Source organism: Nonomuraea sp. bgisy101 (genome assembly GCF_057708945.1).
Genome location: NZ_JBYITD010000051.1, coordinates 34,179 through 55,985, shown reverse-complemented (window position 1 = coordinate 55,985; position 21,807 = coordinate 34,179). Strand labels below are relative to the sequence as shown.

Sequence of the window (21,807 nt, the reverse complement as noted above, 5' to 3'; positions counted from 1 at the left end):
CTCCGTCATCAGTAGCGGACGAGGTCTCACGTTTGCCCCGGACGATGCTCACTTCCTAGCTAAGTCGGTCAATGGCCGGTTTCTACTCACTTGCGGGAGTGAGGTCCGCGGCCAACCGCACCGCGTTCCGCCTGGCCGATCCCGGTCCGCGCCCTGGCGAGTGCGCGTCACGACGCTGCCGCACCAACGGGCGGGGATCGGCCAGAAAGTGGTCTGTGGAACGGACAGTGCCCACGCCTAGATTCGGCCTCGCCCGCCAACTCCGGATCAGGAATGCGGTCAGTCAGCTGACCCACATGGCTGGACGAACGCTCGTCCTGCCGCGTTGTAACTAGGAGAACGTCATGAAGCCCGCCCTCTCCATCAGTGCCGTGATCGCGGCTCTGGCCGCCACTGCTGTCGCCGCGCCCGCGGCCGCTTCCGCCAGTGCCCCGGCTGGCGCCGCCACAGGGACGTCAGCCGCCGCCCCGCCCGCCGGCACCTTGAACCTCAGCAACCGCCGAACCAACCTGCAACTGGAGGTCGGCGACGTCGGTGCCAGCGGCAAGGGCAAGGTCTTCAGCAGGTTCGCCCGCGGAGGCGGTGACACCGAACAGCAGTGGAACTTCATCAACGGCGGCAAGCTGGTGAGCAGGAAGCTCGTCCGAGGGCAAACCGTGTGCTTGGAGACCGACAGCGGCAATCGACTGTTCGTCGCCCGATGCGTGGGCGGCAAGCAGACCCAGAAGTGGGCGTTCAAACTGGCGCTCGACGCTCCGGGTGCCTTCAAGGACGCCTTCGTCATCCAGAACTTCGCGACGAAGAAGTGCCTGACCAGCGCCGAGGCGAATGCGCGGCGCAACGCCGCGGTAGGAGTCGGCTCCTGCAAGAGCAGCAACCCGCTCCAGCAGTGGTTCGCCGCACCGCTCGCGGGCGACTAGTGTCCTGCGCGGCGGTCTAGGTCCATACGACGGCTTACCAGGCGCCTGGAGGCGTCATTGACCTTGGAGCGATGTCAGCATGCTCAGCGAGACCGACCAGAAGATCATCGATGAGCTCCAGACCAGTTCGGCGAAAGGCAGCGCTCTGCTCCTGCTGACGACCATCGGGGGCTGGACGGGCTACAGCCCGGCTCCTGGCCGCCGCGGCGACCAGCGACGACTTCCCGATGCCGGGTTCGCCATCGACCAGGACCACGCCGCCGGTGCCGGCTCGCAGCTGGGCGATGGCATCTCGCAGCACCGCCATCTCGGCCTCGCGTCCGACCAAGGGTGCCGAAGGGTGGAAGGACATCGTCGCGTTCCCCTGCTGCATCGGGACTTGGGGGATCCGTGACCAGTATCCCGCGCATTCGTCGTCATTGACCAGATGTCCCGCTGCCGTACCTGATGTCTCCCAAAGGGTACTTGCACTGCGGGATCATCCTCATCGTGCGGATCACGTCCTGTTGAACTGCCGGCCACGGCCCGCATCCGTGGCCTCACGATCTGACCGGGAATGCGCGCCGCCCTCGGCGTGGCTGACGCTCTATCCGGCTCACGATCCACTCCTGGGAGACGGAGCCAGGTAGCTGACTGAAGCCGCAGGTCACCAGGGGCGGCCCGTCGGCGCGGCGCCCCCGTTGCTGGAGGCAGGTGGTGAACGGCGCCGTACTCCAGATCGCCGCCAGGGCGAATCGCCGCGACAACGCCGGCATGGGCACGCCTGGGCATGAGCACTGCCCGCGCCGGCGTGGACAGGAGTTGGTGGCCGAATGGTCTGGGAAACGAGCAGTCCTTTGAGGTCGTCTAGGCCCAGACGACGAAGGAGCCGTACATGATGGAGATCGAGGCGAAGACCCTCACCCCGACCGAGTCGACCAACCGCAGGACCGTCGCCGAGATCTACTCGGCGCTGGCCACCGGCAACATGGAGGCGTTCGAGGAGCGCCTGGCGCCCAACGTGAAGTGGACGGTGATCGCCGGCGCCGGGAGCGGCGGCACTTTCTACGGCAGGCACAGGATCGTCGGCATGGCCCTCGCACCGATCGCCGCGGACTGGGCCGACTTCGAGGTGACCCCCTTCGAGCTCACTCCGGCCGGCGACAAGCTCTTCGTCGTGGGCGAGTACCGTGGGGTGCACCGAGCGAGCGGGAAGGTGGGAGCGGCCAGGTTCGTCCATGTCTGGCACCTGAGGGATGGGTTGGCGCAACGATTCGAGACTGTCTACGACAGCCACGCCATGTGGCGGGCGACACAGTAGCCTCCGACTTGCCAAGCCGAGACATATCCCGGCCTCTCCCGCTTCAGGCGTGATGCCTTGCGACGGCTGCTCAGATGCCATCGACGGTGACGACTGTCGTCAGTAGTTTCGTTGGTTCCGGGCGCCGCCGAGCTACATCACATTGACGGCCCGTGTGAATGCCCGGACGTGATGCGAGGCCCGCTTCCTGAACCGTCGTGCCTGGCAAAATGAGCACCTTGTGGACACGGACCGGCCTGGGAATTGAGCAACGATCCACCCGAGGCTGGTCCGGCACGATGCCTGACCGAGGGAGCATACGCACATGCTTGCCAAGCCTTCCGCTCCGCAGGAGCGCAGCGCCACCGCCCGCGCCCGGCTTCTGGCCGCTGCCGACGAGCTCTTCTACGCTGAGGGCATCCATGCGGTCGGCATCGACCGCGTCATCCAGCACGCCAGCGTCGCCAAGGCCACCCTCTACAACACCTTCGGTAGTAAGGAAGAACTGGTGCGCGCCTACCTGCGGGCCCGCCACGCCGCCACGCGGGAGCACATGAGCCGCGAGCTCGAACGGCGCTACCGCACGCCACGGGAGCGCCTTACCGGGGTCTTCGAGGTGCAGGGCCTATCCTTCACCGCCCAGGGCTTCCGCGGCTCCGCCTTCGTCACCGCCGGCGCCAACACGCCACCCGGCGGGGCTGTCGAGGAGGTGTCCTCCGACTACCGCGCCTGGCTCCACTCGCTCTTCCACGATCTCGCCGAACAAGCCGGGGCCAACGACCCCAAGGGATTGGCCCGCCAACTCGTCCTGCTGTACGACGGCGCGGGCATCAGTGCCTGGCTGGATCACGACCCGAGCGCCGAAGCCATTGCCCGGACCGGCGCTCAAGCGCTGGTCGACATCGCCATACCCGAGCCCATAGCCGTATCTTCGTGATGACTTTTGGTCACTTCTGGGGAGCGGGATTCGCGGTGGCGCGGTAGTGCCACATGGGCGGCCGTCCTCGGTGTCCAGCCGTCGCAGGCGGCCAGGCGTGATCCGGCCGCTGCAGAGCAGGAGCGCCTCGTACACACGGCGGCATTCGTGTGGCTGGCCGAGCGCCGACACGGCGGCGTCGCGCAGGCGGGTCGCTGACAACCATGCCCAGTCACGCGAAGCCTTCCGAGCCGACGGCGTTCGGTCCTTGGCCACGTAGTACGTCGAGGGAGCCAGCTCGAGCACCTGGCAGATCGGCTCGATGCCGAACTCGTCGCGATGGGCGTCGATGAAGGCGACTCCGCCGACTTCAAGATCTCATTCGCCCGGCGCAGCTCACGAACCTCCCGCTCGAGCTCGGCGATCCGCTGCGCGTCCTGGGTCGACGTGCCGGGCCGCTGCCCGCCGTCGATCTCCGCCTGACGCACCCAGCTGCGCAGCGCCTCGCGGTGCACGCCGAGCTGCTGGGCCACCGCACGCTCACGAAGCTCATCGGGGTACTTCCTGGGGCTGGCATCGCGTGTGAATCTCCCTTCCGCCAGCACGATCATGCTGGCTTTAGGGCCTCCCACCAACCCGGACCGGTTCAAGGATATGAAGTGGTCAGTAAACGGCCTGGGATTCGGACATCGCACCGCCCGAGTATGGGGGCGCAACGCGCACCGAACGTTCGTTCTCAAGCCGAAAGGTCGTCAACAATGTCTGCTCGCGCCAGGACGCGTCGGGGTGCCCCGACGCACGCGCTCTGTTCGGGACCGCAGCCGCCGCGGCCCTGACACTGGGCCTGCTCTCCCCGCCTGCCTCCGCCACAACGGTGGGCACGTCCGGCGCCACCGCCGGGGAGTCAAGGCGGCGGCCCTCCTGTTCAACATTCAGAACTACCAGACCAAGCAGTGCATCCACCTCAATGGCGACGTCGTGGGTACCCCCTGCGAGTTCAACCACACCTACTCACTCTTCCGGCACGGCAGCGCAAACAGCATCCGCCACTACGGAATGGAGTCGACCCATTACCCAACCCATTACTGCCTGGACGCGAACGGCAACGGCGACGAGCAGCCGGTGAAGATCAACCCGTGCAACGGGGGCAACTACCAGAAGTGGACCCGCTACAGCGACGGCCACGTGAAGAACTGGGCCACCAAGAAATGTCTGGACATCAAGAGCGAGCGTCTCTTCATCGTGTACACCCGCAACTGCATGCCCGACAACCAGTGGCAGAAGTGGGCATTCAAGTAACTCCTTGAGGTCGTGGTTGGATCTGCGCTGTAGTGGCTTGGCCGGGCTGGGGCTTGGTGGCGTAGCGGCGGGCGTCGGTCAAGGCGGCGGGCGTCGGTCAAGGTGGTGGCCAGCCGGTAGGAGCCGGTGAAGACGGTGCCGTCGGTGCAGGCCACGGTGATCTGCGCGTCGATGATCCGCACTTTGACACCGTGCCGATTGCTGACAGGTAGGAGCCGTCGGCCAGGCGGGACAGGATCGGCGCGCGGTGATTGCTGCGCAGCCGGCCCAGGATCTGGGCTCCGGTGCCCGTCACCGCAGCGAGGAAGTCGTTGCCGTCAAAGCCCTTGTCCCACAGCACCAGCATGTCCGGCCTCAGCAGGTGCAGCAGCCGCTTGGCGTAGTCGGTCTCGCCCGTGGCGGTGGGGTGCGAAGACGGCGCCGATCAGCGCCCGGGTGCCGGTCTCCACCAGGGTCATCAGATCCAGTTGGGGATAGCCGCCATGAGCCCGCCGATCGAGCCAGGCCCGGTTCCGGCCGGCATCGGGAACCTTCAGTGAGCTGCAGCCGTCGAAGGAAACCGTCCGATAGCGGCCGAACCGCACCTCGGGCGTCACCGGCTGCGCCAGCGGGCCGCACACAACCTCGAACAGCGCCCGCATCGGCGCACCGCCCACCCGGCGGCGCAGGTCGCGTAACGCCTTCGCGGCCGGTGAAGCAACAGCGGGCAGCCCGGCCAGAGCGCTGGTCATCTTGTCCCAGACGAGCGGTAGCCGACCTCCGGGAACAGGCACATCGCCAGCAGAAAATACACCCCGACCCGCGAGGGAAGCTCCCGGAGCCGGTGCTGCACCCGGCATGTCTCCGCCAGCACCGCATCCACCAACTCGAACGGCACCACCTGGGTGAGCTCTCCCCGGTGGCCCGGTGCGAACACTCCCGCGGCCACCCGCACCACCCGGGAAATGACAAACTGATCCCCCACCGGGACTCCACTCTTCGGATGATCTTCGCCGACATCTGATCTACAGGAGCCCCGTTGCATCTCTCATCCGATTGACGAGAACTGAAAAGCCTTAACTACCTGGCCTTGAGGCAGGGCCCCTGAACTGGTCGACCCGTTGCAGGTCCATGGCGATGACGCGACATATCCGAAGGGAGCGGACGGCGCCTCCTGAGCCGCCGTCACACGATGCCGAGTCGCGGACCACCACCATGATCTGGCCGTGATCGTGAGCACCGAGGCGGCGCAGGCGTCCATGGCGGTGGTCGTCCGTTGTGCGTCTTGGAGCCGAAGACCACCTCGTCGGAAACCGCCCCCGCAGTGAATCGACGCCCATGTTCCCCGCCGTCTCGATCGCACCCTCAAAGCCGAGAGTGATGACGAGTGAGGTGACCCGGTCAGACCGGCCGCGCTCAGGTGCCCGGACAGTTAGTGAACAGCTTTCGGATTGGTGGACGAATAATTTCGTCTACCAGACTCTGGCTGCTCAGAAACGTTTCTCCGAAAACTTGAGGAGCTATCAGTGTTCAGACCAATTGCCAAGGCGACGAGTTGCGCCATGGCCGCGGTCGCCCTCGCCGGGATCACCGCCGTGGTGACCGCAACCCCGGCACTCGCAGACGGCACCGCCTGTAAGAGCGGAACGCTGAAGTCCGTACGCTCGGACGCCATCAACGCCGAGGGGTGGAGTGCCGAGGCGCGGGTGAAGGTCTGCATCCAGACCAGCAATACAACCAGAAAAGCCCTCGTTTCCAGCTGGATCACCTGGGTGGACACGGACCCCGTCTGCAGCATCAGGTTGCAGTATCTCGGGCCGCGTGGCTGGAGCGACGACGGAGACCCGGTGCCCTGGTACGACAACCGCTACAAGTACCCGCACCCGATGGGCGGGGTGATCGGCAACTACACCGGCCGCGTCAAACTGTGGTGCAAAGGCGAGCGAGCCTACCTGGACTCACCCAGCCGGCATCTGACCTGGTAGTGACACGCCCGCAACTGGCAAGGAGGCGTGCGAGTCCCGGGGGCGACCGGAGTAAGGGACCGCAGTGATCACGCGTGTGCCTTCCCGACTGACGTTGGCGCGTCGGCAGGGAAGGCACATCCCTTTCCGACCGCACCCCTCGCGTTTCCTGGCAAGGCCGCGGAATGGACGTCATCTACGCGGACCAAAGAATCAGGGCACAAGAGTGAGGAGCATCATGCCAATCCCCACGACCGGGGACACCTGGCCGAACCCGTTCATCGCCGTCGCCGACGGAGAGCGGCACGCGATCTACGCGGAGCTCACCGACAAGGGGCCCGTCCATCGCGTGACCCTGCCGACCGGCCGGCAGGGCTGGATGGTCACCAGCCACGCCGAGGCCAGGGCGCTGCTGTCGGACCCGCGGCTGGTCAAGGGCGGCTGGCAGACCGGCGTGTACGCGAGCAAACTGGGCAACGCGATCCGCCGCGACTCGCCTCGATGACGTCTACAACACGACGGATCTCGGACCGCCGGCCGACCAGCGTCACAGCGGGCTCGGCCGCACGCGTGACGCTGTGCCCGCCGTCTCTCCGACGCCTGCTCCGGAGGTGCTGGTGGACCGTGCGGGAGGGACACAACCGGTCAGTTCATCCACGGCGTGCTTCCTCTCCTGTCGCATCACTGTCCCGAGGCCTGCGACTACTCGACCATCCCCGCCGCAGCGCCGCAGCGGATTCACGCATTCTCCCATCCTCCTCACCCAACGGCGGACACCGGGACTGTCCAGTAAACGGCTCTGTCTCTCCTCTTCCTGTCCCAACACTGACGCGTCGGGCGTTTGAACCAACGCGGCCGACGTCGGCCGTCCAATGCGGATTCTGTTTCATGGGTTGTTGCATTCGGCTGGACGACCGAAACACCCACATGAAACGATCTCGGGGCGCGCGACGACGACTTCGTGCGCATGGAAAGCCAACGACTGCCCCATACGGCCGCGAACAGCGCGGCGACAGCGCCGACTCCCCCGTGCGGGGAAGCCGTGCACGTACAACACGCTGCAGTCGGGGTCGTACGGACGGCACCGAAGGCTGCCAGTTCCTCCGCCCCTCCGGCTGAGCATGGCACCACAGCATCGGGCTTGCGACTACTCATTCGGGAAGCCCGTTGTCCGCTCAACCCGCGCGCAGCCCCGTGATGAGGGACTCCGCGACATCCAGCAGTTCGCCGCGCGATCGTGTCGTCGCCTGCACGTCGACGAACACTTCATGAGCGCCCGCCGCGCTCAGGGCGAACAGGTACTCGATGATCTGGCTGACGGTACCGGCATGGGGCACGTGGGCAGGGTCGGCCGACTCATCAACGATCATCGGATTGAGCCGTATCACCATGCGCAGAGCCGATGGGTCCCGGCCGGCCCGCTCGGCGGCCTGCCGCGCCGTGCCCCACAACAACTCCAGGTACGGCTGAGGCAGTGCCACCCCCAGCCAGCCGTCGGCGCGCCTGCCGACGCGTTCCAGGGCCGCATGGGTGAAACCGGCGAGCAGGATCGGCGGACGGGGTCGTTGGGCGGGCTTGAGGTGAACGTGGGAAGGCGGCACCGTCCACAGCGGCCCCTTGTGCTCCACCACCTCCTCGACCCAGAGGGTCTCCATCAAGTCGAGCGTCTCCTCCAGCCGGACGCCCCTCCCCTGCCAGGGCACCCCCGCCGCCGCGTACTCGTCCCGCAACCAGCCCAGCCCGATGCCCACGTCTAGCCGCCCGCGGCTGAGCAGGTCGAGCGAGGCCAGGCTGCGAGCGAGCACGACGGCCGGCTGCCACAAGGCGTTGAGCGTGCTGGTCCCCAGCCGTATGTCGCTCGTGCTGAGGGCCGCCAAGGTCAGGGCGGACAACGGATCGAAGAACGTTGTGAAAGCCTCCGGGATCGTGCCGTCTCCTCCAGGATATGGATCACTGGGTGCCAGTGGCACGAGGATGCGGTCACTCGCCCACAGGCTGTCGTAGCCCATGCTCTCCAAACTCGCACTGGCACTGCCGATGAATTCCGGGTCGGCGAAGGCGCCATATTGTGGTACCGCGAAGCCGATGCGCATGCAGGATCCTTTGACCTTGAACGAAAAGTGGTTGTGGCGTGGAACGCCGCGTCCATTGCGGCGATCGCCACCAGGCAACGCCCAGGCACTCACTTCGGTGCGTCGCCCGGACGAGCCCCTAGAGACGCTTGCGGTAGACCACCAGGTCACATGGGGTGGCCGGCAACGGAGCCAGCGCCGGGTAGGACCCCTCGACCGGGCTGACGCCGGTCGCCGCGTCGGGTGTACCAGACGGGCAGGAACTCTTTGGATGGATGCGTCCAGGACCGGGGCGTGACGATTTCGAGCTGCATGACCGGGCGTCCGCTGTCGAGGGCGCGACACTCGGCGAAGGCGACCAACTCGTGGCCGATGCCGTGGCCGCTGTGCGCGGTATCGGCCGCGAGCATGCCGAACTCCGCCGCGCGGTGATCTAGGGGCGGATGCGGACGCAGCCGACGATGTCCCAGGCAGGCCACTGCGACCTGCGCGGCGGCGGTCAGCTCGGCGACCTCCTCGAGGATCGTACGGGCCGCGCCCGCATGCCACAGGCCGCTCTCGGCCTCGGCGTAGACCTCGTTGACCAGGCCGGACAGCCGCGCGAGCACGGCGGGGTCGGCGTGCGCGCCGGACGGCAGCAGAGATAGACGAAAATCGTGCACGATGCCCTCGTTGGTGGGTGGGTGCCACAGCGGCACCGTATCGGCCGGGTCTATGCCGTCGCTCGCGTCACGTCAACCGGCGTCCGGCCGCCAGATCCAGTCCCGCCGCTGTACAGCGGGCGCAGCCGGCGCGGCGAGAGCCGTCGGCAGTTCTTCCATGTCAAACTCCTTACTGGTGAGTTGCCGTTCCCCAGCAGCCAGTGATCTTCGCGAAATCGGGCCGCAGTGGTCTTCCGTATAGTCGGTGAGCGAACTGTCCACTTGCCAGCTCGTCCATTGCCCATGAACCGTCCGTTTCCGGGACGTGCGGCGTGGCGCGTGCCGTCAGCCGATGGCCTCCGTCGCCAAGCTGAGCGGCCGCTTTCCCGGCGGCCCGCTGGGCACGACCCTGAACGCGGTCGCGCTGCCCGATGGCAGCACCGATCCGTACATCCGGCAGGAGCGCTACCGCCAGCGGTTCACCGCCGATCTGTCACCGGGGCGCACCACCTTGGACGCCGCACCAGCGGCCGTTGAACGACCGGGCGCTCAATGCCTCCCGCCCCGCCGCCGTCGCCGACGTCATCCTCCAGGCCGTCAAAGCCATCGCCTGACGACCCTCGCCGCCGTGGGGCCGGCGGTGACGGCCGCCCAGTCGCGACGGAGATCGGACGCGAAGCCGCGCAACTCGATGATCGGGCTGAGCGGCTGCTCGGTGACCCAGTCCTGTGGTTCCGGCCCTCGCTGAACAACATGCACCGCGCGAACAAAAAGTGGGCAGGTGAAGATCTGGAAATGAGCAGCCGCCTCAGGTGCCCTTATACGAACGCGTCTCTCCTCCCCCACGCGGGGCCGCGGCGGAGATCCGCGCAGCGGGTGAGCGACGTGCATCAGCACCTGGATTCAAGGCGGATATCTATGATCAACTGGGTCGGCTTCATTCCTGCCGCTCTCCTCATCTCCCTCATCCCCGGAGCGAATCAGCTCCTTGGCCTGAGCAATGCCGTGCGCCATGGCACCGCGTATGCCCTGGCCGGAATCGGCGGGCGGCTGGCTGCCTTCGTCGTCCTCATCGGGCTGGTCGTGGCTGGGCTCGGCGCGATATTGGCCACCTCGGCCACGGCGCTCACGGTGATCAAGTGGGTGGGTGTCGTCTATCTCGCGTGGATCGGGTTCTCGAGTCTGCGCCGTGCCCGGCGCGCGCCGGCTGCCATCTCAACCGTCTCCCCGTCCGACACCGGCCAGAGGCTGCGGCCGCTCATCGTCAACGAATTCGTCGTGGGGATCAGCAATCCCAAGGCTCTGCTGCTCTTCGCCGTCTCTGCCTCATACGCTGCGTCGCCCGGCAGCAGGACGGAGCCGGTGACCTCGGCGACCAGCGTGGCTGCCTCTTCCGAGCGGAATAGGGGGACGTTCACGGAAGGTCACTCTCGAGGTCATTCTGCGGGCGGTCAAGGTCGTCGCCTGACGCGACGGGCCGACGGCGGGTGGCCTGTCCGGGGGCGGCCATCCGCCGTTGGCCGGCGGCAGGTGGACAGGAAATGGCCTGGCCGGTGGACAGGGAGCGGGGCGACCATGCCGGGACGGTTCACAGCATTCGATTTTCTGGAGAACACATGATAATGGTCCGGCCCGTCAGCCGGCGCAGTGTGCTGCGGGGCGCGGTGTTGCTCGGCGCCGCGGCGACCACCGTGGGCGTGACAGCAGCCCCTGCGGCCGCCGGTCCTGCCGGGATGCCGTCCTACCGCTACCTGCGTGACGCCCTGAACGTTTCGAAGTTGCGTTACAACCGCGATGGCGAGTTCATCTTCCCTACGATCCGGGGGGTGGGAGACAAGATCAGCGATGCTCGCGCCCGCTACTACCTCTACTACGCCCCGCACGAGAATCCCGGCGGCATCTGTGTGGCGTTCAGTGACTCTCTGAACCGGGAGTTCGTCGAGCACACCGCCAATCCGTTGATCGACAGATGGCTGCCGAGCACCACCGTCAGCCACGTCTCCTCTCCGCACGTCATCTGGGATTCGGCCACCAAGCAGTTCTTCTGCTACTTCCATGGTGAGAACACCGTGACCCGGGTGGCCCGCTCCCAGGACGGCATCAACTTCACCGACGAGACGCCCATCCTGAGCACTCGCCTCATACCGGGGACCTCTGAAACGTCATATGCGCGGGTGTTCGAGCACGCTCTGCCGGGGCGCAACAACAGGTACGTCATGGTCTTCATGGGTGTCAGGAACGGTCGGCGAATCTTCTACGGCTGGTCTCCCAACGGCTGGGACAACTGGCAGTTCAGCTCAACTCCGCTCGTCAACCACGAAGCCGACGGCGTGAGCGACATCTCAGGCCCCACGTTGGTCAAGCGCAATGGCACCGTGTACGTCGCATACCACGGCAGCGACGGCAAGATGCGCATCACTGAAGTCGGCGAGAACTTCGACAAGGAGGTCCACCTCGGCGTTTTCCACTCGCCGATCGCCTCGGACGAAGGCCGGGTGGCCGCGCCGTCCTTCGGCACGCAGGACGGCACCGAGTACATGTTCTACGAGGCCGGAGCGCGTCTGAAGGCGCGCATCTGCATAGCCCGGGCCGTCTGAGCGGCCTCAGCGCTCGCGCTCGCCGGCCTCTCTGAGCTGGGACTGGGAGGTGACGCCGAGGAAGGGGAAGGCCTGGTAGGGGCGTTCGCCCGGCGAACCCCCTGCCAGATGTGGTCCCAGAGCCGGAACAGGCTGACCAGGCGGCCGGAGCGGGTCCGCACCGGGTGCAGATGCGGCTTCGGGACTCCAGCCAGCTGTGTCGGGGCGGTAGACGTAGCGCAGCAGCTCCGTTCCGCCGCCCCCGTCACTGCAGTCGCGGACGGTGAGCTCCGTGCCGCTGTCGTGCACCGTGAGCCCTGCCCCGGTGCCCCGGCGGGTGGCCAGCGCGGTCATACGGCCTCCTTGACGCGCGGCCATAGCATGGCGCCACCGTCCATGGCGCGCACGAAAGGATCGTCACCGGTGAGTTCGCCGGCGGCGGAACGCGGAGGCGTAGGTGGCGGCGGCGAACTCCAGAGTGCGGCGCGCTTCGGCGAGGCTCACCGCAGGTTCGGTGCCGTGCCGCAGCGCGTCCAGGACCGCCGCGATCTGCAGCAGGTGCCCGCTCTCGACGTCGCCGCGTCGTCGCTCCGCCATTGGTCGGCCAGGTGCTCGTGGCCAGGGGCGGGAGTGAAGCGCCAGTGCTTCTCGCGGTAGCCGTGGAGGTGCTCCAGCTCGACGGTGGCGTGCTCGAAATCGAAGCGGAGGCGTGAGGTTTCGCGCGGGGCGAGCAGTTAATTGACGACATGGTGTCTGACGACCTTCTGCGGCATATGTGACAGCGACTTGCACGGCGTCGTCCGAGCCCGGCATGGGACGACCAGGAGGCGGCCACTTCGAGGAGGTCTGAGCGTACCGGGCCGCTGCGAGCGCATCGCCACGCTCGGCGGCGGCGCCCCCCGTTTCCCCGAGCGCGGCGCAACCCGAGCGAAGCTGCTCGCCGCTCTTGCCGGCTGAACGGGCGCCCGTCCTGCCCGAATAGGACGGCCGCCGTGGGCGAGAAGGGGTCGTGTCATCGGGTGATCGTGCCGAGCAGTTCCGCCCTCCTCAGGCCGGTCGCCGACGCGTCCGCCCCCCAGGGACTGGAGGGCTGGCTGAGGGAGCGGTGAGCGATCACCGTGATGTCCTTCGCTGAAGAGGGTGTGGCAGCGGGTGATTGGACGGTGGAGATCATGCCGTCCGCTGTCTCCGCTTCCCAGACCACTTGGCTGCCCAATATCCGGCCATGTGCTGTTCACCGCCGCCGTGGACACCCCCAGACGGGCCACGGTGCTCGCCCATTGGCCAGACAGAGGCCGGTCTGTGAAGTGGACAGTGCCGGACGCGACGCTGGGCCGGTGTGTTTGCGACAAGTGACGATGCCGGACATGGCCGGACGGGCGGAGTGGTGATGGTGGGAGAGCATGCCGAAGCGGCAGGGCTGCATGAGATCGTTCCTGGGGTCTTCGCCTGGGTGCAGCCGGACGGCACCTGGTGGGTGAACAACGCCGGAGTTGTGGCGGGCGACGACGGCGTTGTGGTCGTCGACACGTGCGCGACCGAGCAGCGTACTCGCCGATTCTTGGCGGCGGTCGCTGCAGCGGCCGGCGACGCCCCCGTGCGGATGGCGGTGAACACCCATCAGCACGGGGATCACTCCTCCGGCAACAGCCTGCTGCCGGACCACACCGTGATCTTCGGACACGAGGCGATGCGGGACGCGCTGCTGGCCGATCCCCTGATCGACGGGTGCCCGCCGATCTGGACCCCGGTCCCGGACTGGGGGAACGTGACGCGCCGCGTTCCTGACGTGGCGTTCCGGTCCGAGCTGACGCTCCACTCCGGCAGGCGCCGTCGAGCTGCGGCATCCCGGCCATGCCGCGCACACGACCGGCGACGTGGTGGCCTGGCTTCCTGAAGAGCGTGTGCTGTTCACCGGCGACCTGCTGTTCAACGGCCTCACGCCCATGGTTTTGATGGGGTCGCTGGAAGGGGCGCTGAAGTCGCTGGACTGGCTCGCGGCCTTCGAGGCCGAGCACGTGGTGCCGGGACACGGGCCGCTCGCGGGCAGGAGCGATCTGCCGGAGATTCTGGCCAGGCACGAGCGTTACTACCGCTTCGTGCTCGACGTCGCCGCGAAGGGACGCGAGAGAGGCCTTGCGCCGCTGGCCGCCGCGCAGGAGGCCGATCTCAGCGAGTTCGCCGAGTGGGCGGACGCCGAGCGACTGGTGCTCAACCTGCACCGGGCCTACGCCGAGGCGGCGGGCGGCGAGGTGGACCTCCTCACCGCCTTCGGCGACGCCATGACGTGGAACAGCGGGCCGCTGCCGACGTCCGTCTGAGCCGGGCAAGAACGAGCGTCCAGCAGCGTCGTGCTGCTCGGACGGGCACTCGAATTGGTCAGGTATTGAGCTGTCTTGCTTCCGATCTGAAGTGAAGTCACTGACGGGGCAAGGAGTTCCTACGTTGACAAGCAAGGTACTGACCGGACTGCTGGCCATCGGCGCGATACTGGGCGCCGGCGCGTGCGGCGCGGACAAGACGGAGGCGACGGGTGCGACCGGCGGCTGCGACACCAGCAAGGGCACGCTGGTCGTCGGCGTGATCGCCCCCATGTCGGGCAAGCTGTCGGCCATCGGGCTGGGCATCCGCAACTCGGTGCGGCTCGCGGTCGAGCAGGCCAACGAGAAATGCGCGGTCAAGGGCTACAAGCTCACGATGGACGCGCAGGACGACGAGGCCAATCCGGACAAGGGCGCGACGGCGTCCCAGCGGTTCGCGGACGACGTGGACGTCGTGGGCATCGTCGGGTCGTACAACTCCGGGGTGGCCAGGGCCATCCAGCCGAAGATCGCCTCGTCGAAGCTGGTGCAGATCTCGCCCGGCAACACCGACCCCGCGACCAGCGCGACCGTGGCTTCCGGGCTCTTGCGCTTGACGTCGGTCACCACGTCGGCGAAGCGCGACTTGACCGCGTCGAGGCGGGTGAGGATCTTGTCGGCCGTACCCTCCTTGTACGTCTGGCGGCACGGGTCGCCGGTCGGCTGCCGCAGGCCGAGGGTGGCGCAGGTGGTGACGAGCTCCGTGAAGCCGATGTCGTTGCCGCCGATGGTCACCGTGACCAGGCTGGTGTCCTTCTTGAGCGCGCTGATCTGCTTCGGCTCGCCACCCTCCGCGTTCCAGATGCTGCGGGTGGTGGCGCCGCTGCACGCGACGTTCTGGTAGCTCTGCGGTTGGGCCACCGCCCGCAGCACGGACGGATAGTTGGTCGCGCCGCGGCCGCACCTCGCGTCCTGGACGGGAGTGATGCCGTAGCCGGAGGCGTAGGAGTCGCCGAGCGCGACGTAACGGATGCCGGACGCGGCGCCGCTGCCGGCCGAGGCGGCTCCCGGGCCTGCGGTGACAAGCGCGGCACAGGTGCCAAGGACGGCGCTCGCCGTCACGGTCGCGCGCCGGACGGTGCGCAGGCGGTTGTAGGGGGACATGAAGCAAGCCTCCAGCGGAGTATGAGCATGATGGGGAGACCTGACCCGTCTTCGCCCTGGGGCGGGCGCCGCCCAGAGCGTGGTGGCGGGTCCAGATCTTCCTGAGGCACCCTCGTAGCCGGAGCTGTCCATTCGCCAGCGCGTGTCATGTCCATTCCGTTTTTCCTGGCGTCGGCTTGAACGGCCCAGGAGCAGAATGCGTAGAAGTACACGGAATGTACGCCTGGTCTGGCTGTCTGGAGTTACTACAGTTGTCCCCATGAGTTCGGGGGACGAGCAGGATTTCATGGTGTTGGAACGACGTCTGCAGGCCATGCGTGAGCGGACCTTCGTCGGCAGGGAGGAAGAGCTCGGCGTCTTCAGGTCGGCGCTGCGCGGCGCCTGCAGCGTCCTGTACGTCCACGGTCCTGGCGGCGTGGGCAAGTCCGCGCTGCTGAGGCGCTTCGAGCAGGAGGCGAAGGCGGCGGGGCGGCCCGTGACAACGCTGAACGCATACACGCTGGAGCCTACGCCCGCGGTGTTCGAGGCCGAGGCCGGATCAGTGCTCGGCGACGAGCGCGGGGTGCTGATTATCGATACGTTCGAGCGAGTGCAGGGTCTGGAGGGCTGGCTGCGCGAGCGGCTCCTCCCACGCTTGCCGGTCGGCGCGCTGGTCGTGGTGGCCGGGCGCATCGCGCCGGACCTGCTGTGGGCGGCCGACCCCGGCTGGGCGGAGGCGCTGCGGGTGCTGCCGCTGCGCGACCTGGCCCCCGCGGACGCGGCGGCGTTGCTGGACGTCCGCGGCGTGGCGGACGACCTGCGCGGGCCGTTGCTGGCCTTCGCGGGTGGCCATCCCCTGACCCTGTCCCTGGGGGCGGCGGTGGCGGTCAAGGACCGTGGGGCGAGCTCGCGCTGGACGCCCGCGCGGGACGTGATATCCACCCTGCTCGACCAGCTCGTCGGTGAGGTGCCCAGCGCGGCCCACCGGCACGCGTTGGAGGTCTGCGCGCACTCGTACGTAACCACCGAGGACCTGCTGCGCGAGATCCTGCCGGACGACGCCACGGCCCTGTTCGCCTGGCTGCGCCGGTTGCCCTTCGTGGAGTCCAGCCGGCTCGGTCTGTTCCCCCACGACGTCGTCCGCGAGGTGCTGGAGGCCGACCTGCGCTGGCGCGACCCGCAGGGATACGCGGACATGCATCGGCGCATCACCGCCTTCCTGGCCGACCGCACGCGTGTCACGAGCGACGCCGAGGTTCTCGGAGCCGTCGGCTCGCTCTTCTATGTGTACCGCGTCGTCGGATCGACGGCGGAGTTCCACAGCTGGCGGGGCGACGGCGAGGTGTACGAGGACGCCTTCCGCCCCGAGGACGCCGAGGCGCTGGCACGGATGGCCTCGGAGGTGGAGAACGACGAATCGGGCACCGCCGTGGCCTACTGGACCGCCCGGCAGCCGCAGGCGTTCCGCCTCTACCGCAGGGCGGAGACCGGCGAGCTGGTGGGCTTCTGCTCCTGGCTGCGGCTGTACGAGCCCTCCGAGGAAGAGGCGCGTATCGATCCGATCGTCGCCACGGCCTGGGCCAACGCCCGCGCCATGGCGCCACTGCGGCCCGGCGAGCACCTGGCCGTCGGCCGGACGTGGGTGCGCGCGGAATACAGCGACGCATCCCCGGTCACGGACCTGATCCAGTGGCGAGCCGTCGGCTACTGCCTGCGGGCCGACCGCATGGCCTGGTCGTTCATGGCCATGCGCGACGACGACCCCATGCGTGACTACCTGCGGACCTACGACATGCACGACGTCGGAGAGCACGCCTGGCTCGGCAACACCGAGTACGCGCTGTTCGCCCACGACTGGCGGGCGGTCGCCGCGCAGGCCTGGCTCGACCGGCTCGACCGGCTGCTGCTCGAGGGCGCGCAGGAGGCCGTGGCCGTCCCGGCCTCCAGCATGGCGGTGCTGTCACAGGCGGATTTCGCCGACGCCGTACGCAAGGCGCTGCGTCACCTGTCCCGCCCCCGTGAGCTGGCCGCCAATCCGCTGACCCGCACCAGGATCGTCGTCGAACACGGCGGTACGGATCCCGCCAAGGCGCTGCGGGATCTCATCGAGCAGGCCATCGGCCGCCTGAGCGGTGATCCGCGTGCGGACAAGTTCCATCGGGCCCTGGTCACGACCTACCTCCGTGGCGCCCCGACGCAGGAAGCCGCCGCCGAGCGCCTGGGGCTGCCCTTCACCACTTACCGCCGCCATCTCGCCGCCGGCATCGAGCGCGTGTGCGAGGAGCTCTGGCACCACGAGATCTACGGGGCGGTCGACGGCTGAAGGTGGGTCGCGGCCGTGCCAGACGGTGTCCCAGCGTACCTTCCGTGCCCTTGACCCAGACGAGCCAGACGGCCACGCCGTTCTTGTCACCGACCTTCTTGCCCGGCTCACGCACCTCCTGCTCCGCATTGGCCAAGGCGGTCAGCGTGGTCTCCGCCTCCGTGTCCAGGAACTCGTCGAGCTCGAGCTTCGGCACGCGCTTGAGCTGGGCTCGTACGGCGCCGCCCGCCATCATCTGTTCGACACCACACCGCCGAGCGGCCTGCCGCCGCGACGATTCGGTCCGCGTCAGTTCGGCGGCTGCCCCGTCTCATGACCTTGGCGTTCCACCGCCGAATCACGCCTCGGCGGTGGACGGCCGGAGCATCACGCCCAACGTCGCCGTCACGTCACTTCTCACCGTGGATCGACAGAGGATCTCGCGCGAACCGGCCCTCGATCTCCCTGGTTCCCAGACGACCGCGCCGCTCCATCGGCCAGAGCGCGGGCTGCGGGCCGTCACGGAAGCGGGGCCGGATGTTGACCAGGTAGTCCTGGACCGCCTCCACCGCCCACGGCATCAGGCTGAGGACCGTCCGCCGTCGTGGCGGAAGGCCCTTCGCGCCCTTACCCGCCCGTACGTACAGGGAGCCGAAACGGGCCCAGCTCCGGTGCGTCTTCGTGCGGGTGGAAGTCGGTGACGTCCAAGGCGGACGCCTCCGAACAGCGCAGTCCCCAGGCGTAGAGGACCTTGAAGACGGTTGCGTCCCGGTAGCGGGCCAGGGCTCCCTTGTGACCGCGGCGCAGCGCCACGTCGACCTGTGCGTCGGCGTGGTCGAGAAGGTCCTGGATCTCTTCGCGGGTCATCGGCCGGCGTCCCGGGTCGCCGTGGTAGCCGACCAGATGGATGCCCATGTTCCAGTCATGGCAGACCTGCTCGGGCGCCCTGCCGAATTGAGACCGGCACTGCGCCGGCCACCCGCTGCGCGGCTCGGTGACGTAGCCACAGAAGAACCGCAGCGCGGCCTGGTAGCTGCGTACAGTCGAGTGCGCCCCGGCGCAGGTCGACGGTCAGATGGATGGATGATCCACCTGTCGACGTGTTCGGGTGACCACTGCCACGGGTAGGCGCCGGCGAACCTGGCGAAGCGGCGCACGATCTGCTCGCGGAAATCAAGCGTGGACGCCTGGAAACGTCCCGTGCCGCGCTGTTGCCGCAGCCAACCTTCGAGCATCGCGTCGAAGACGTCGTCCTCGGAGCAGGTCAGGATGGTCTCGTCCCCGTGCGTCCGCCTCGCGGACGCCACGCTCAGCACATCAGACATCGCCGTAACCGTTCCCTTTTCCCTTCATGTGCTGTTGACCGCGCCGATCAGGTTCCGGCCAGCTCAAGCGGCAGAGGCGCTGAGCCCGATCTCACTGGAGGCCTTGACGAACACCACATCCCCTGGTTCGACAAGCCCGGCGGCCAGGCTGTCCCATCGCGCGTCACGCCCTGGTCGACGATGACCACCCGGTCGTAGGTGAACGCCGGCTCGATGCCCGCGCGCAGCTTCTCCAAGGAGGTGACCCGTGAGACGCCGACGGAGGAGCCCATGTTGGCCGGTTTGACGTACATCGGCCGGCCACCTGCCCTGCCGGTCGATGATGACGAGGGTGGGCTTGTACAGATCCCTCGGCAGGGCGTCGAGCACTGCCTGCGCCGACTGGTGCGACACCTCGTGCTCGGCGGACGGCCCGCCTGCCAGCACGGCCACGCGCAGGCGTTCAGTCATGATCGATCTGCCTTTCCATGGGCGAGTGCGCCTAAAGCGCCGGCGACCACCGTCTGGACGCCGTTCTTCAGGGTGGCGATCGGTCATGCCGGGCGGCGGAGGCCGCAGAACAGGGCGCGATACTGAACACCGAATGATCTATCAAATGGGCAGAAGTCCGTACGACGCTGCGAGGGCCTTGTAAGCCCCACCGCTGCCCCGTCGCAGCCGGACATCCTGGAGACCGAGACCCCTATGGTCGCGCAACTCTCATCTCTTGTGCGCCGCGTGTCCTTGGCCGGTGCCACCATGGCGCTCACCCTGGCCGGCGTCACCAGCGTCACCACCCCTCCCGCCTGGGCCAACGAGCCCTTCTACCCCAAGGCGCCCGTTGACCTGATCATGCCGGCCATGCCGCAGTGGAACTTCGCGCAGGCCAACAACAACCCCACCTGCTGGCCTTCGGACTCCCTCGTCGGCTCGAATTTCGCCCAGTCCGCGTCCGCCGGCCGCAAGGCCTGGCCGGACGCCGACTCGGGCTGCCCCGCGGTCAACTCGTCGTTCCCGACCTACGTCTCGGCCAGGAAGTGCGCCGAGGGCGTAGTACGCACCAGTTACACGCTCTACTTTAAGAAGGATGGGTTCGCCCCCGGCGAGCTCGGACACGGTCACGACTTCGAGTACGTCATCGTGGAGTGGCGCAAGCGTGACGGCGCCTATTACCGGGACAAGCTGATCATGAGCAGGCACGGCAAGCACTTCGGCCGCAACTGGGCCGATGTGGAGAGCTGGAACGGCGCGCGCGCCGGCGCCGGCCTGGGCTTGGAGCATCCGGCCATCTACGTCGGCTGGGGCAAGCACGCCATGTTCAACAGCCAAGGCGGCCTGAAGGACCTCACCTCCCAGTTCACCAACGACGAATACCGCAGCACCACCTGGCGAGTCTGGCCCAAGAACACCTGGCTGGTCGGCGACAAGCTGCACGCCGGCCTGTGGGATCGATACAACTGGGGGTCTGCGACCAGCACCCCTGAGGTCGTCTCCCGCAACCTGTGCAAGTACACCTGGATCTACGAACCTGGCGTATGACCAGCTTCCGGCCGACCGGGGTTCCGGGGAGTGAGACCTGACCCAGGCGGCCGGAGCCTTTCAGGGAGCCTGCGAGTGGGCAGGAGTGGCGTACCTGTTCTACCTCGGCGGGCGAAGTCTGTGGTCATCGTGGCGGCGCCCAGCCGAGTCCGACCGGCCCGGTCGGCACAGACCCGACACCGGGGGAGTCCTGGCACTCGGTCGCGAAGAGTTCCTCGTCGCCGCCGGCAATCCGAAGGCCGTGCTGCTATTCGCCGCCTTGCGCTGCCCCAGTTCGTCTCGGGACCCGGATCGATCGTCGGTGGCCTGCTACGAGGGCCTGTCCCGCTCGAAAACACGGTTTCGGGCTCTGAGCTGGGATTCTGCTGCGCGATCAGTTCGGAGGCTGTCACCATCGCGGAGTATTGTTGTCGCTGATCTACCGGGTGGTTCGGTGCTTGTGCAGCCTTGTGGCGGTGCTGGTCCGCTCTGATCCGTCCAGGGACGTTGAGCTGCTGGCGCTGCGTCATGAGAATCAGGTGCTCCGCCGTCAGCTCGGTGGCCGGTCGCGGTGGGGTCACGTCGACCGGCTCTGGCTTGCGGCATTGTCTCGGCTGCTTCACCGTCGCCGGTGGGAGGAGGTGTTCCCGGTCACCCCGGCGACGATCTTGCGCTGGCATCGTAGCCTCGTGGTGCGAAAGTGGACCTTCACCGACAGGCGGCGCCCGGGACGGCCTTGTACCCGCCGGCCGGTCAAGGCGCTGATTGTTCGGATGGCGCGGGAGAATCCAACCTGGGGGCACAGGAGGATCCAGGGCGAGTTGGCCCGCCTGGGCTACCAGGTCGCGGCCTCTACGGTGTGGGAGATCCTGCACGCGGCCGGTATCGATCCGGCGCCCCGCCGGGCTGGGCCGACGTGGCGGCAGTTCCTGTCCGCTCAGGCGCACGCGATCATCGCGTGTGACTTCCCGGTGGCCGAGACCGTGCTGCTCAAGCGGCTGGCAGTATCTAGCCCGCAAGCTTAACCGCTGCATGACGTTTTGAGCTGCGACCAGCTCAGCGCCCGGAGAGCGTTTCGCGCATGCCTGCCGGAGTGGGCGGGCGGACGCCGGTGCGGTGGGGCGCTCGCTGCGCAGCTACATAGGCAGGTCCGCGCAGCTGCCGATGCCAGGCGACCGGGTTCACCCGGTCACCGACATCTACTACGGCGTGCAGATTTCCCCACTGCCGTGCAGGAGGACCCCCGTCTGTCGTCATCGTATACGGCCTTGCTGCTCCACCCGCAGACGTCGATACCGAAGAGATCTTCCTCTACGGTAATATAGCGCTTTCCCCGAAGATCGATGCCCTTACGGTCCTTACCTCCGACGATATTGACGTCCAGCCACACCCTGTCTCCGGGAGTGCGGACTACGCCCATCCGGAATTTTGTGGCCGACTCCTTGTTTCCGCTGCACTGGGCGCGAGAATTGCCGCTGGTGGTCGTTAAGATGCAGTAATCGGCAACGAAAAACGTGTTGTTCGTGTTGATCATGATGTTGTAGCGACCTTCGCCGACCTGCGCACTGGCACTGGGGCGCCCGTCCCAACGAGC

Annotated in this window: 20 protein-coding genes and 6 pseudogenes; 14 read left to right on the top strand and 12 right to left on the bottom strand. The window is 67.6% G+C overall.

All coding sequences use genetic code 11. The features are described 5' to 3' along the window. Window positions 1-344 precede the first annotated feature (344 nt). Window positions 345-920, top strand: coding sequence for a hypothetical protein (locus AC3EO4_RS50605; RefSeq protein ID WP_379573455.1), 576 nt, complete (start codon window positions 345-347; stop codon window positions 918-920). Window positions 921-954: 34 nt separating this feature from the next. Here AC3EO4_RS50605 and AC3EO4_RS50600 read toward each other — a convergent pair whose 3' ends face one another. After that, a complete protein-coding gene (locus AC3EO4_RS50600; RefSeq protein WP_379573464.1) occupies window positions 955-1,227 on the bottom strand; it encodes an AAA family ATPase in 273 nt (90 codons plus the stop codon). 567 nt (window positions 1,228-1,794) lie between these two features. On the opposite strand from AC3EO4_RS50600, the gene AC3EO4_RS50595 reads away from it, so the two are divergent. Continuing rightward, window positions 1,795-2,220, top strand: a complete 426-nt coding sequence (locus AC3EO4_RS50595) for a nuclear transport factor 2 family protein (RefSeq protein ID WP_379573454.1) — start codon at window positions 1,795-1,797, stop codon at window positions 2,218-2,220. A gap of 304 nt (window positions 2,221-2,524) precedes the next feature. Beyond that, the gene (locus tag AC3EO4_RS50590) at window positions 2,525-3,136 is read left to right on the top strand and encodes a TetR/AcrR family transcriptional regulator (RefSeq protein WP_431903220.1); all 612 of its coding nucleotides are present in this window, start codon (window positions 2,525-2,527) and stop codon (window positions 3,134-3,136) included. Window positions 3,137-3,346: 210 nt separating this feature from the next. Here AC3EO4_RS50590 and AC3EO4_RS50585 read toward each other — a convergent pair. Continuing rightward, window positions 3,347-3,648, bottom strand: a pseudogene (locus AC3EO4_RS50585) (transposase); the annotation flags it as partial. Window positions 3,649-3,697: 49 nt separating this feature from the next. Between AC3EO4_RS50585 and AC3EO4_RS50580 the strand changes: the two are divergent. Next, a complete protein-coding gene (locus AC3EO4_RS50580; RefSeq protein ID WP_431903218.1) occupies window positions 3,698-4,414 on the top strand; it encodes an RICIN domain-containing protein in 717 nt (238 codons plus the stop codon). A gap of 317 nt (window positions 4,415-4,731) precedes the next feature. Here AC3EO4_RS50580 and AC3EO4_RS50575 read toward each other — a convergent pair. After that, window positions 4,732-5,438 (bottom strand): annotated as a pseudogene (locus AC3EO4_RS50575) (transposase domain-containing protein). Between the two features lie 481 nt (window positions 5,439-5,919). On the opposite strand from AC3EO4_RS50575, the gene AC3EO4_RS50570 reads away from it, so the two are divergent. Then, window positions 5,920-6,378 carry a hypothetical protein gene (locus AC3EO4_RS50570; RefSeq protein ID WP_431903216.1) on the top strand — a complete coding sequence of 153 codons (459 nt, stop codon included), beginning with the start codon at window positions 5,920-5,922 and terminating at the stop codon, window positions 6,376-6,378. 217 nt (window positions 6,379-6,595) lie between these two features. Beyond that, a complete protein-coding gene (locus AC3EO4_RS50565; RefSeq protein WP_431903214.1) occupies window positions 6,596-6,862 on the top strand; it encodes a hypothetical protein in 267 nt (88 codons plus the stop codon). A gap of 670 nt (window positions 6,863-7,532) precedes the next feature. Here AC3EO4_RS50565 and AC3EO4_RS50560 read toward each other — a convergent pair. Continuing rightward, complete coding sequence (locus AC3EO4_RS50560) at window positions 7,533-8,450, bottom strand: TIGR03619 family F420-dependent LLM class oxidoreductase (RefSeq protein WP_431903212.1); 918 nt, start codon at window positions 8,448-8,450, stop codon at window positions 7,533-7,535. 146 nt (window positions 8,451-8,596) lie between these two features. Beyond that, window positions 8,597-9,091 (bottom strand): hypothetical protein, encoded by a 495-nt coding sequence (locus AC3EO4_RS50555; RefSeq protein WP_431903210.1) that lies wholly within the window; start codon window positions 9,089-9,091, stop codon window positions 8,597-8,599. Between the two features lie 331 nt (window positions 9,092-9,422). Here AC3EO4_RS50555 and AC3EO4_RS50550 point away from each other — a divergent pair, with 331 nt between their 5' ends. The 3 genes from AC3EO4_RS50550 to AC3EO4_RS50540 all read left to right on the top strand — a co-directional run bounded on the left by AC3EO4_RS50550 (window position 9,423) and on the right by AC3EO4_RS50540 (window position 11,667). Further along, window positions 9,423-9,818, top strand: coding sequence for a hypothetical protein (locus tag AC3EO4_RS50550; protein WP_431903208.1), 396 nt, complete (start codon window positions 9,423-9,425; stop codon window positions 9,816-9,818). Between the two features lie 170 nt (window positions 9,819-9,988). Further along, window positions 9,989-10,690 (top strand): LysE family translocator, encoded by a 702-nt coding sequence (locus AC3EO4_RS50545; protein WP_431903206.1) that lies wholly within the window; start codon window positions 9,989-9,991, stop codon window positions 10,688-10,690. Next, window positions 10,612-11,667: a glycoside hydrolase family protein gene (locus tag AC3EO4_RS50540; protein ID WP_379573445.1), complete on the top strand. Its 1,056-nt coding sequence runs from the start codon at window positions 10,612-10,614 to the stop codon at window positions 11,665-11,667. The genes AC3EO4_RS50545 and AC3EO4_RS50540 overlap by 79 nt, the downstream gene beginning before the upstream one ends. A 6-nt stretch (window positions 11,668-11,673) precedes the next feature. Here AC3EO4_RS50540 and AC3EO4_RS50535 read toward each other — a convergent pair whose 3' ends face one another. Together AC3EO4_RS50535 and AC3EO4_RS50530 are read right to left on the bottom strand one after the other, a co-directional pair. Beyond that, complete coding sequence (locus AC3EO4_RS50535; RefSeq protein WP_431903204.1) at window positions 11,674-12,000, bottom strand: hypothetical protein; 327 nt, start codon at window positions 11,998-12,000, stop codon at window positions 11,674-11,676. 63 nt (window positions 12,001-12,063) lie between these two features. Next, window positions 12,064-12,243 carry a hypothetical protein gene (locus tag AC3EO4_RS50530; protein WP_379573443.1) on the bottom strand — a complete coding sequence of 60 codons (180 nt, stop codon included), beginning with the start codon at window positions 12,241-12,243 and terminating at the stop codon, window positions 12,064-12,066. A gap of 793 nt (window positions 12,244-13,036) precedes the next feature. Here AC3EO4_RS50530 and AC3EO4_RS50525 point away from each other — a divergent pair. After that, window positions 13,037-13,967 (top strand): annotated as a pseudogene (locus AC3EO4_RS50525) (MBL fold metallo-hydrolase). Between the two features lie 271 nt (window positions 13,968-14,238). Then, a pseudogene (locus AC3EO4_RS50520) lies at window positions 14,239-14,511 on the top strand (ABC transporter substrate-binding protein); the annotation flags it as partial. 17 nt (window positions 14,512-14,528) lie between these two features. Here the strand turns inward: AC3EO4_RS50520 and AC3EO4_RS50515 are convergent. Continuing rightward, window positions 14,529-15,110: pseudogene (locus AC3EO4_RS50515) on the bottom strand (SGNH/GDSL hydrolase family protein); the annotation flags it as partial. 259 nt (window positions 15,111-15,369) lie between these two features. On the opposite strand from AC3EO4_RS50515, the gene AC3EO4_RS50510 reads away from it, so the two are divergent. Continuing rightward, the gene (locus AC3EO4_RS50510; protein WP_431903201.1) at window positions 15,370-17,412 is read left to right on the top strand and encodes an ATP-binding protein; all 2,043 of its coding nucleotides are present in this window, start codon (window positions 15,370-15,372) and stop codon (window positions 17,410-17,412) included. A gap of 389 nt (window positions 17,413-17,801) precedes the next feature. Here the strand turns inward: AC3EO4_RS50510 and AC3EO4_RS50505 are convergent, their stop codons facing one another. The 4 genes and pseudogenes from AC3EO4_RS50505 to AC3EO4_RS50490 all read right to left on the bottom strand — a co-directional run. Next, a complete protein-coding gene (locus AC3EO4_RS50505) occupies window positions 17,802-17,972 on the bottom strand; it encodes a hypothetical protein (RefSeq protein ID WP_379573441.1) in 171 nt (56 codons plus the stop codon). Window positions 17,973-18,018: 46 nt separating this feature from the next. Next, the gene (locus tag AC3EO4_RS50500; protein ID WP_431903199.1) at window positions 18,019-18,306 is read right to left on the bottom strand and encodes a hypothetical protein; all 288 of its coding nucleotides are present in this window, start codon (window positions 18,304-18,306) and stop codon (window positions 18,019-18,021) included. 457 nt (window positions 18,307-18,763) lie between these two features. After that, window positions 18,764-18,988, bottom strand: a complete 225-nt coding sequence (locus tag AC3EO4_RS50495) for a hypothetical protein (RefSeq protein ID WP_379573463.1) — start codon at window positions 18,986-18,988, stop codon at window positions 18,764-18,766. 67 nt (window positions 18,989-19,055) lie between these two features. Next, a pseudogene (locus AC3EO4_RS50490) lies at window positions 19,056-19,166 on the bottom strand (D-alanine--D-alanine ligase family protein); the annotation flags it as partial. 267 nt (window positions 19,167-19,433) lie between these two features. Between AC3EO4_RS50490 and AC3EO4_RS50485 the strand changes: the two are divergent. Together AC3EO4_RS50485 and AC3EO4_RS50480 are read left to right on the top strand one after the other, a co-directional pair. Continuing rightward, window positions 19,434-20,234: an NPP1 family protein gene (locus AC3EO4_RS50485; protein ID WP_379573439.1), complete on the top strand. Its 801-nt coding sequence runs from the start codon at window positions 19,434-19,436 to the stop codon at window positions 20,232-20,234. Window positions 20,235-20,641: 407 nt separating this feature from the next. Further along, entirely contained in the window at window positions 20,642-21,238 is a 597-nt protein-coding gene (locus tag AC3EO4_RS50480) for a helix-turn-helix domain-containing protein (RefSeq protein WP_431903197.1), read from the top strand. Window positions 21,239-21,807 lie beyond the last annotated feature (569 nt).

Excerpts from the sequence above, each read along its gene's own strand:
- AC3EO4_RS50605 (WP_379573455.1), top strand. The coding sequence starts at position 345 with ATGAAGCCCGCCCTCTCCATCAGTGCCGTGATCGCGGCTCTGGCCGCC.
- AC3EO4_RS50600 (WP_379573464.1), bottom strand. The coding sequence starts at position 1,227 with ATGGCGGTGCTGCGAGATGCCATCGCCCAGCTGCGAGCCGGCACCGGC.
- AC3EO4_RS50595 (WP_379573454.1), top strand. The coding sequence starts at position 1,795 with ATGATGGAGATCGAGGCGAAGACCCTCACCCCGACCGAGTCGACCAAC.
- AC3EO4_RS50590 (WP_431903220.1), top strand. The coding sequence starts at position 2,525 with ATGCTTGCCAAGCCTTCCGCTCCGCAGGAGCGCAGCGCCACCGCCCGC.
- AC3EO4_RS50565 (WP_431903214.1), top strand. The coding sequence starts at position 6,596 with ATGCCAATCCCCACGACCGGGGACACCTGGCCGAACCCGTTCATCGCC.
- AC3EO4_RS50560 (WP_431903212.1), bottom strand. The coding sequence starts at position 8,450 with ATGCGCATCGGCTTCGCGGTACCACAATATGGCGCCTTCGCCGACCCG.
- AC3EO4_RS50550 (WP_431903208.1), top strand. The coding sequence starts at position 9,423 with ATGGCCTCCGTCGCCAAGCTGAGCGGCCGCTTTCCCGGCGGCCCGCTG.
- AC3EO4_RS50545 (WP_431903206.1), top strand. The coding sequence starts at position 9,989 with ATGATCAACTGGGTCGGCTTCATTCCTGCCGCTCTCCTCATCTCCCTC.
- AC3EO4_RS50540 (WP_379573445.1), top strand. The coding sequence starts at position 10,612 with ATGGCCTGGCCGGTGGACAGGGAGCGGGGCGACCATGCCGGGACGGTT.
- AC3EO4_RS50535 (WP_431903204.1), bottom strand. The coding sequence starts at position 12,000 with ATGACCGCGCTGGCCACCCGCCGGGGCACCGGGGCAGGGCTCACGGTG.
- AC3EO4_RS50530 (WP_379573443.1), bottom strand. The coding sequence starts at position 12,243 with ATGGCGGAGCGACGACGCGGCGACGTCGAGAGCGGGCACCTGCTGCAG.
- AC3EO4_RS50510 (WP_431903201.1), top strand. The coding sequence starts at position 15,370 with ATGAGTTCGGGGGACGAGCAGGATTTCATGGTGTTGGAACGACGTCTG.
- AC3EO4_RS50505 (WP_379573441.1), bottom strand. The coding sequence starts at position 17,972 with ATGCCGTGGGCGGTGGAGGCGGTCCAGGACTACCTGGTCAACATCCGG.
- AC3EO4_RS50500 (WP_431903199.1), bottom strand. The coding sequence starts at position 18,306 with ATGGGCATCCATCTGGTCGGCTACCACGGCGACCCGGGACGCCGGCCG.
- AC3EO4_RS50495 (WP_379573463.1), bottom strand. The coding sequence starts at position 18,988 with ATGGGCTCCTCCGTCGGCGTCTCACGGGTCACCTCCTTGGAGAAGCTG.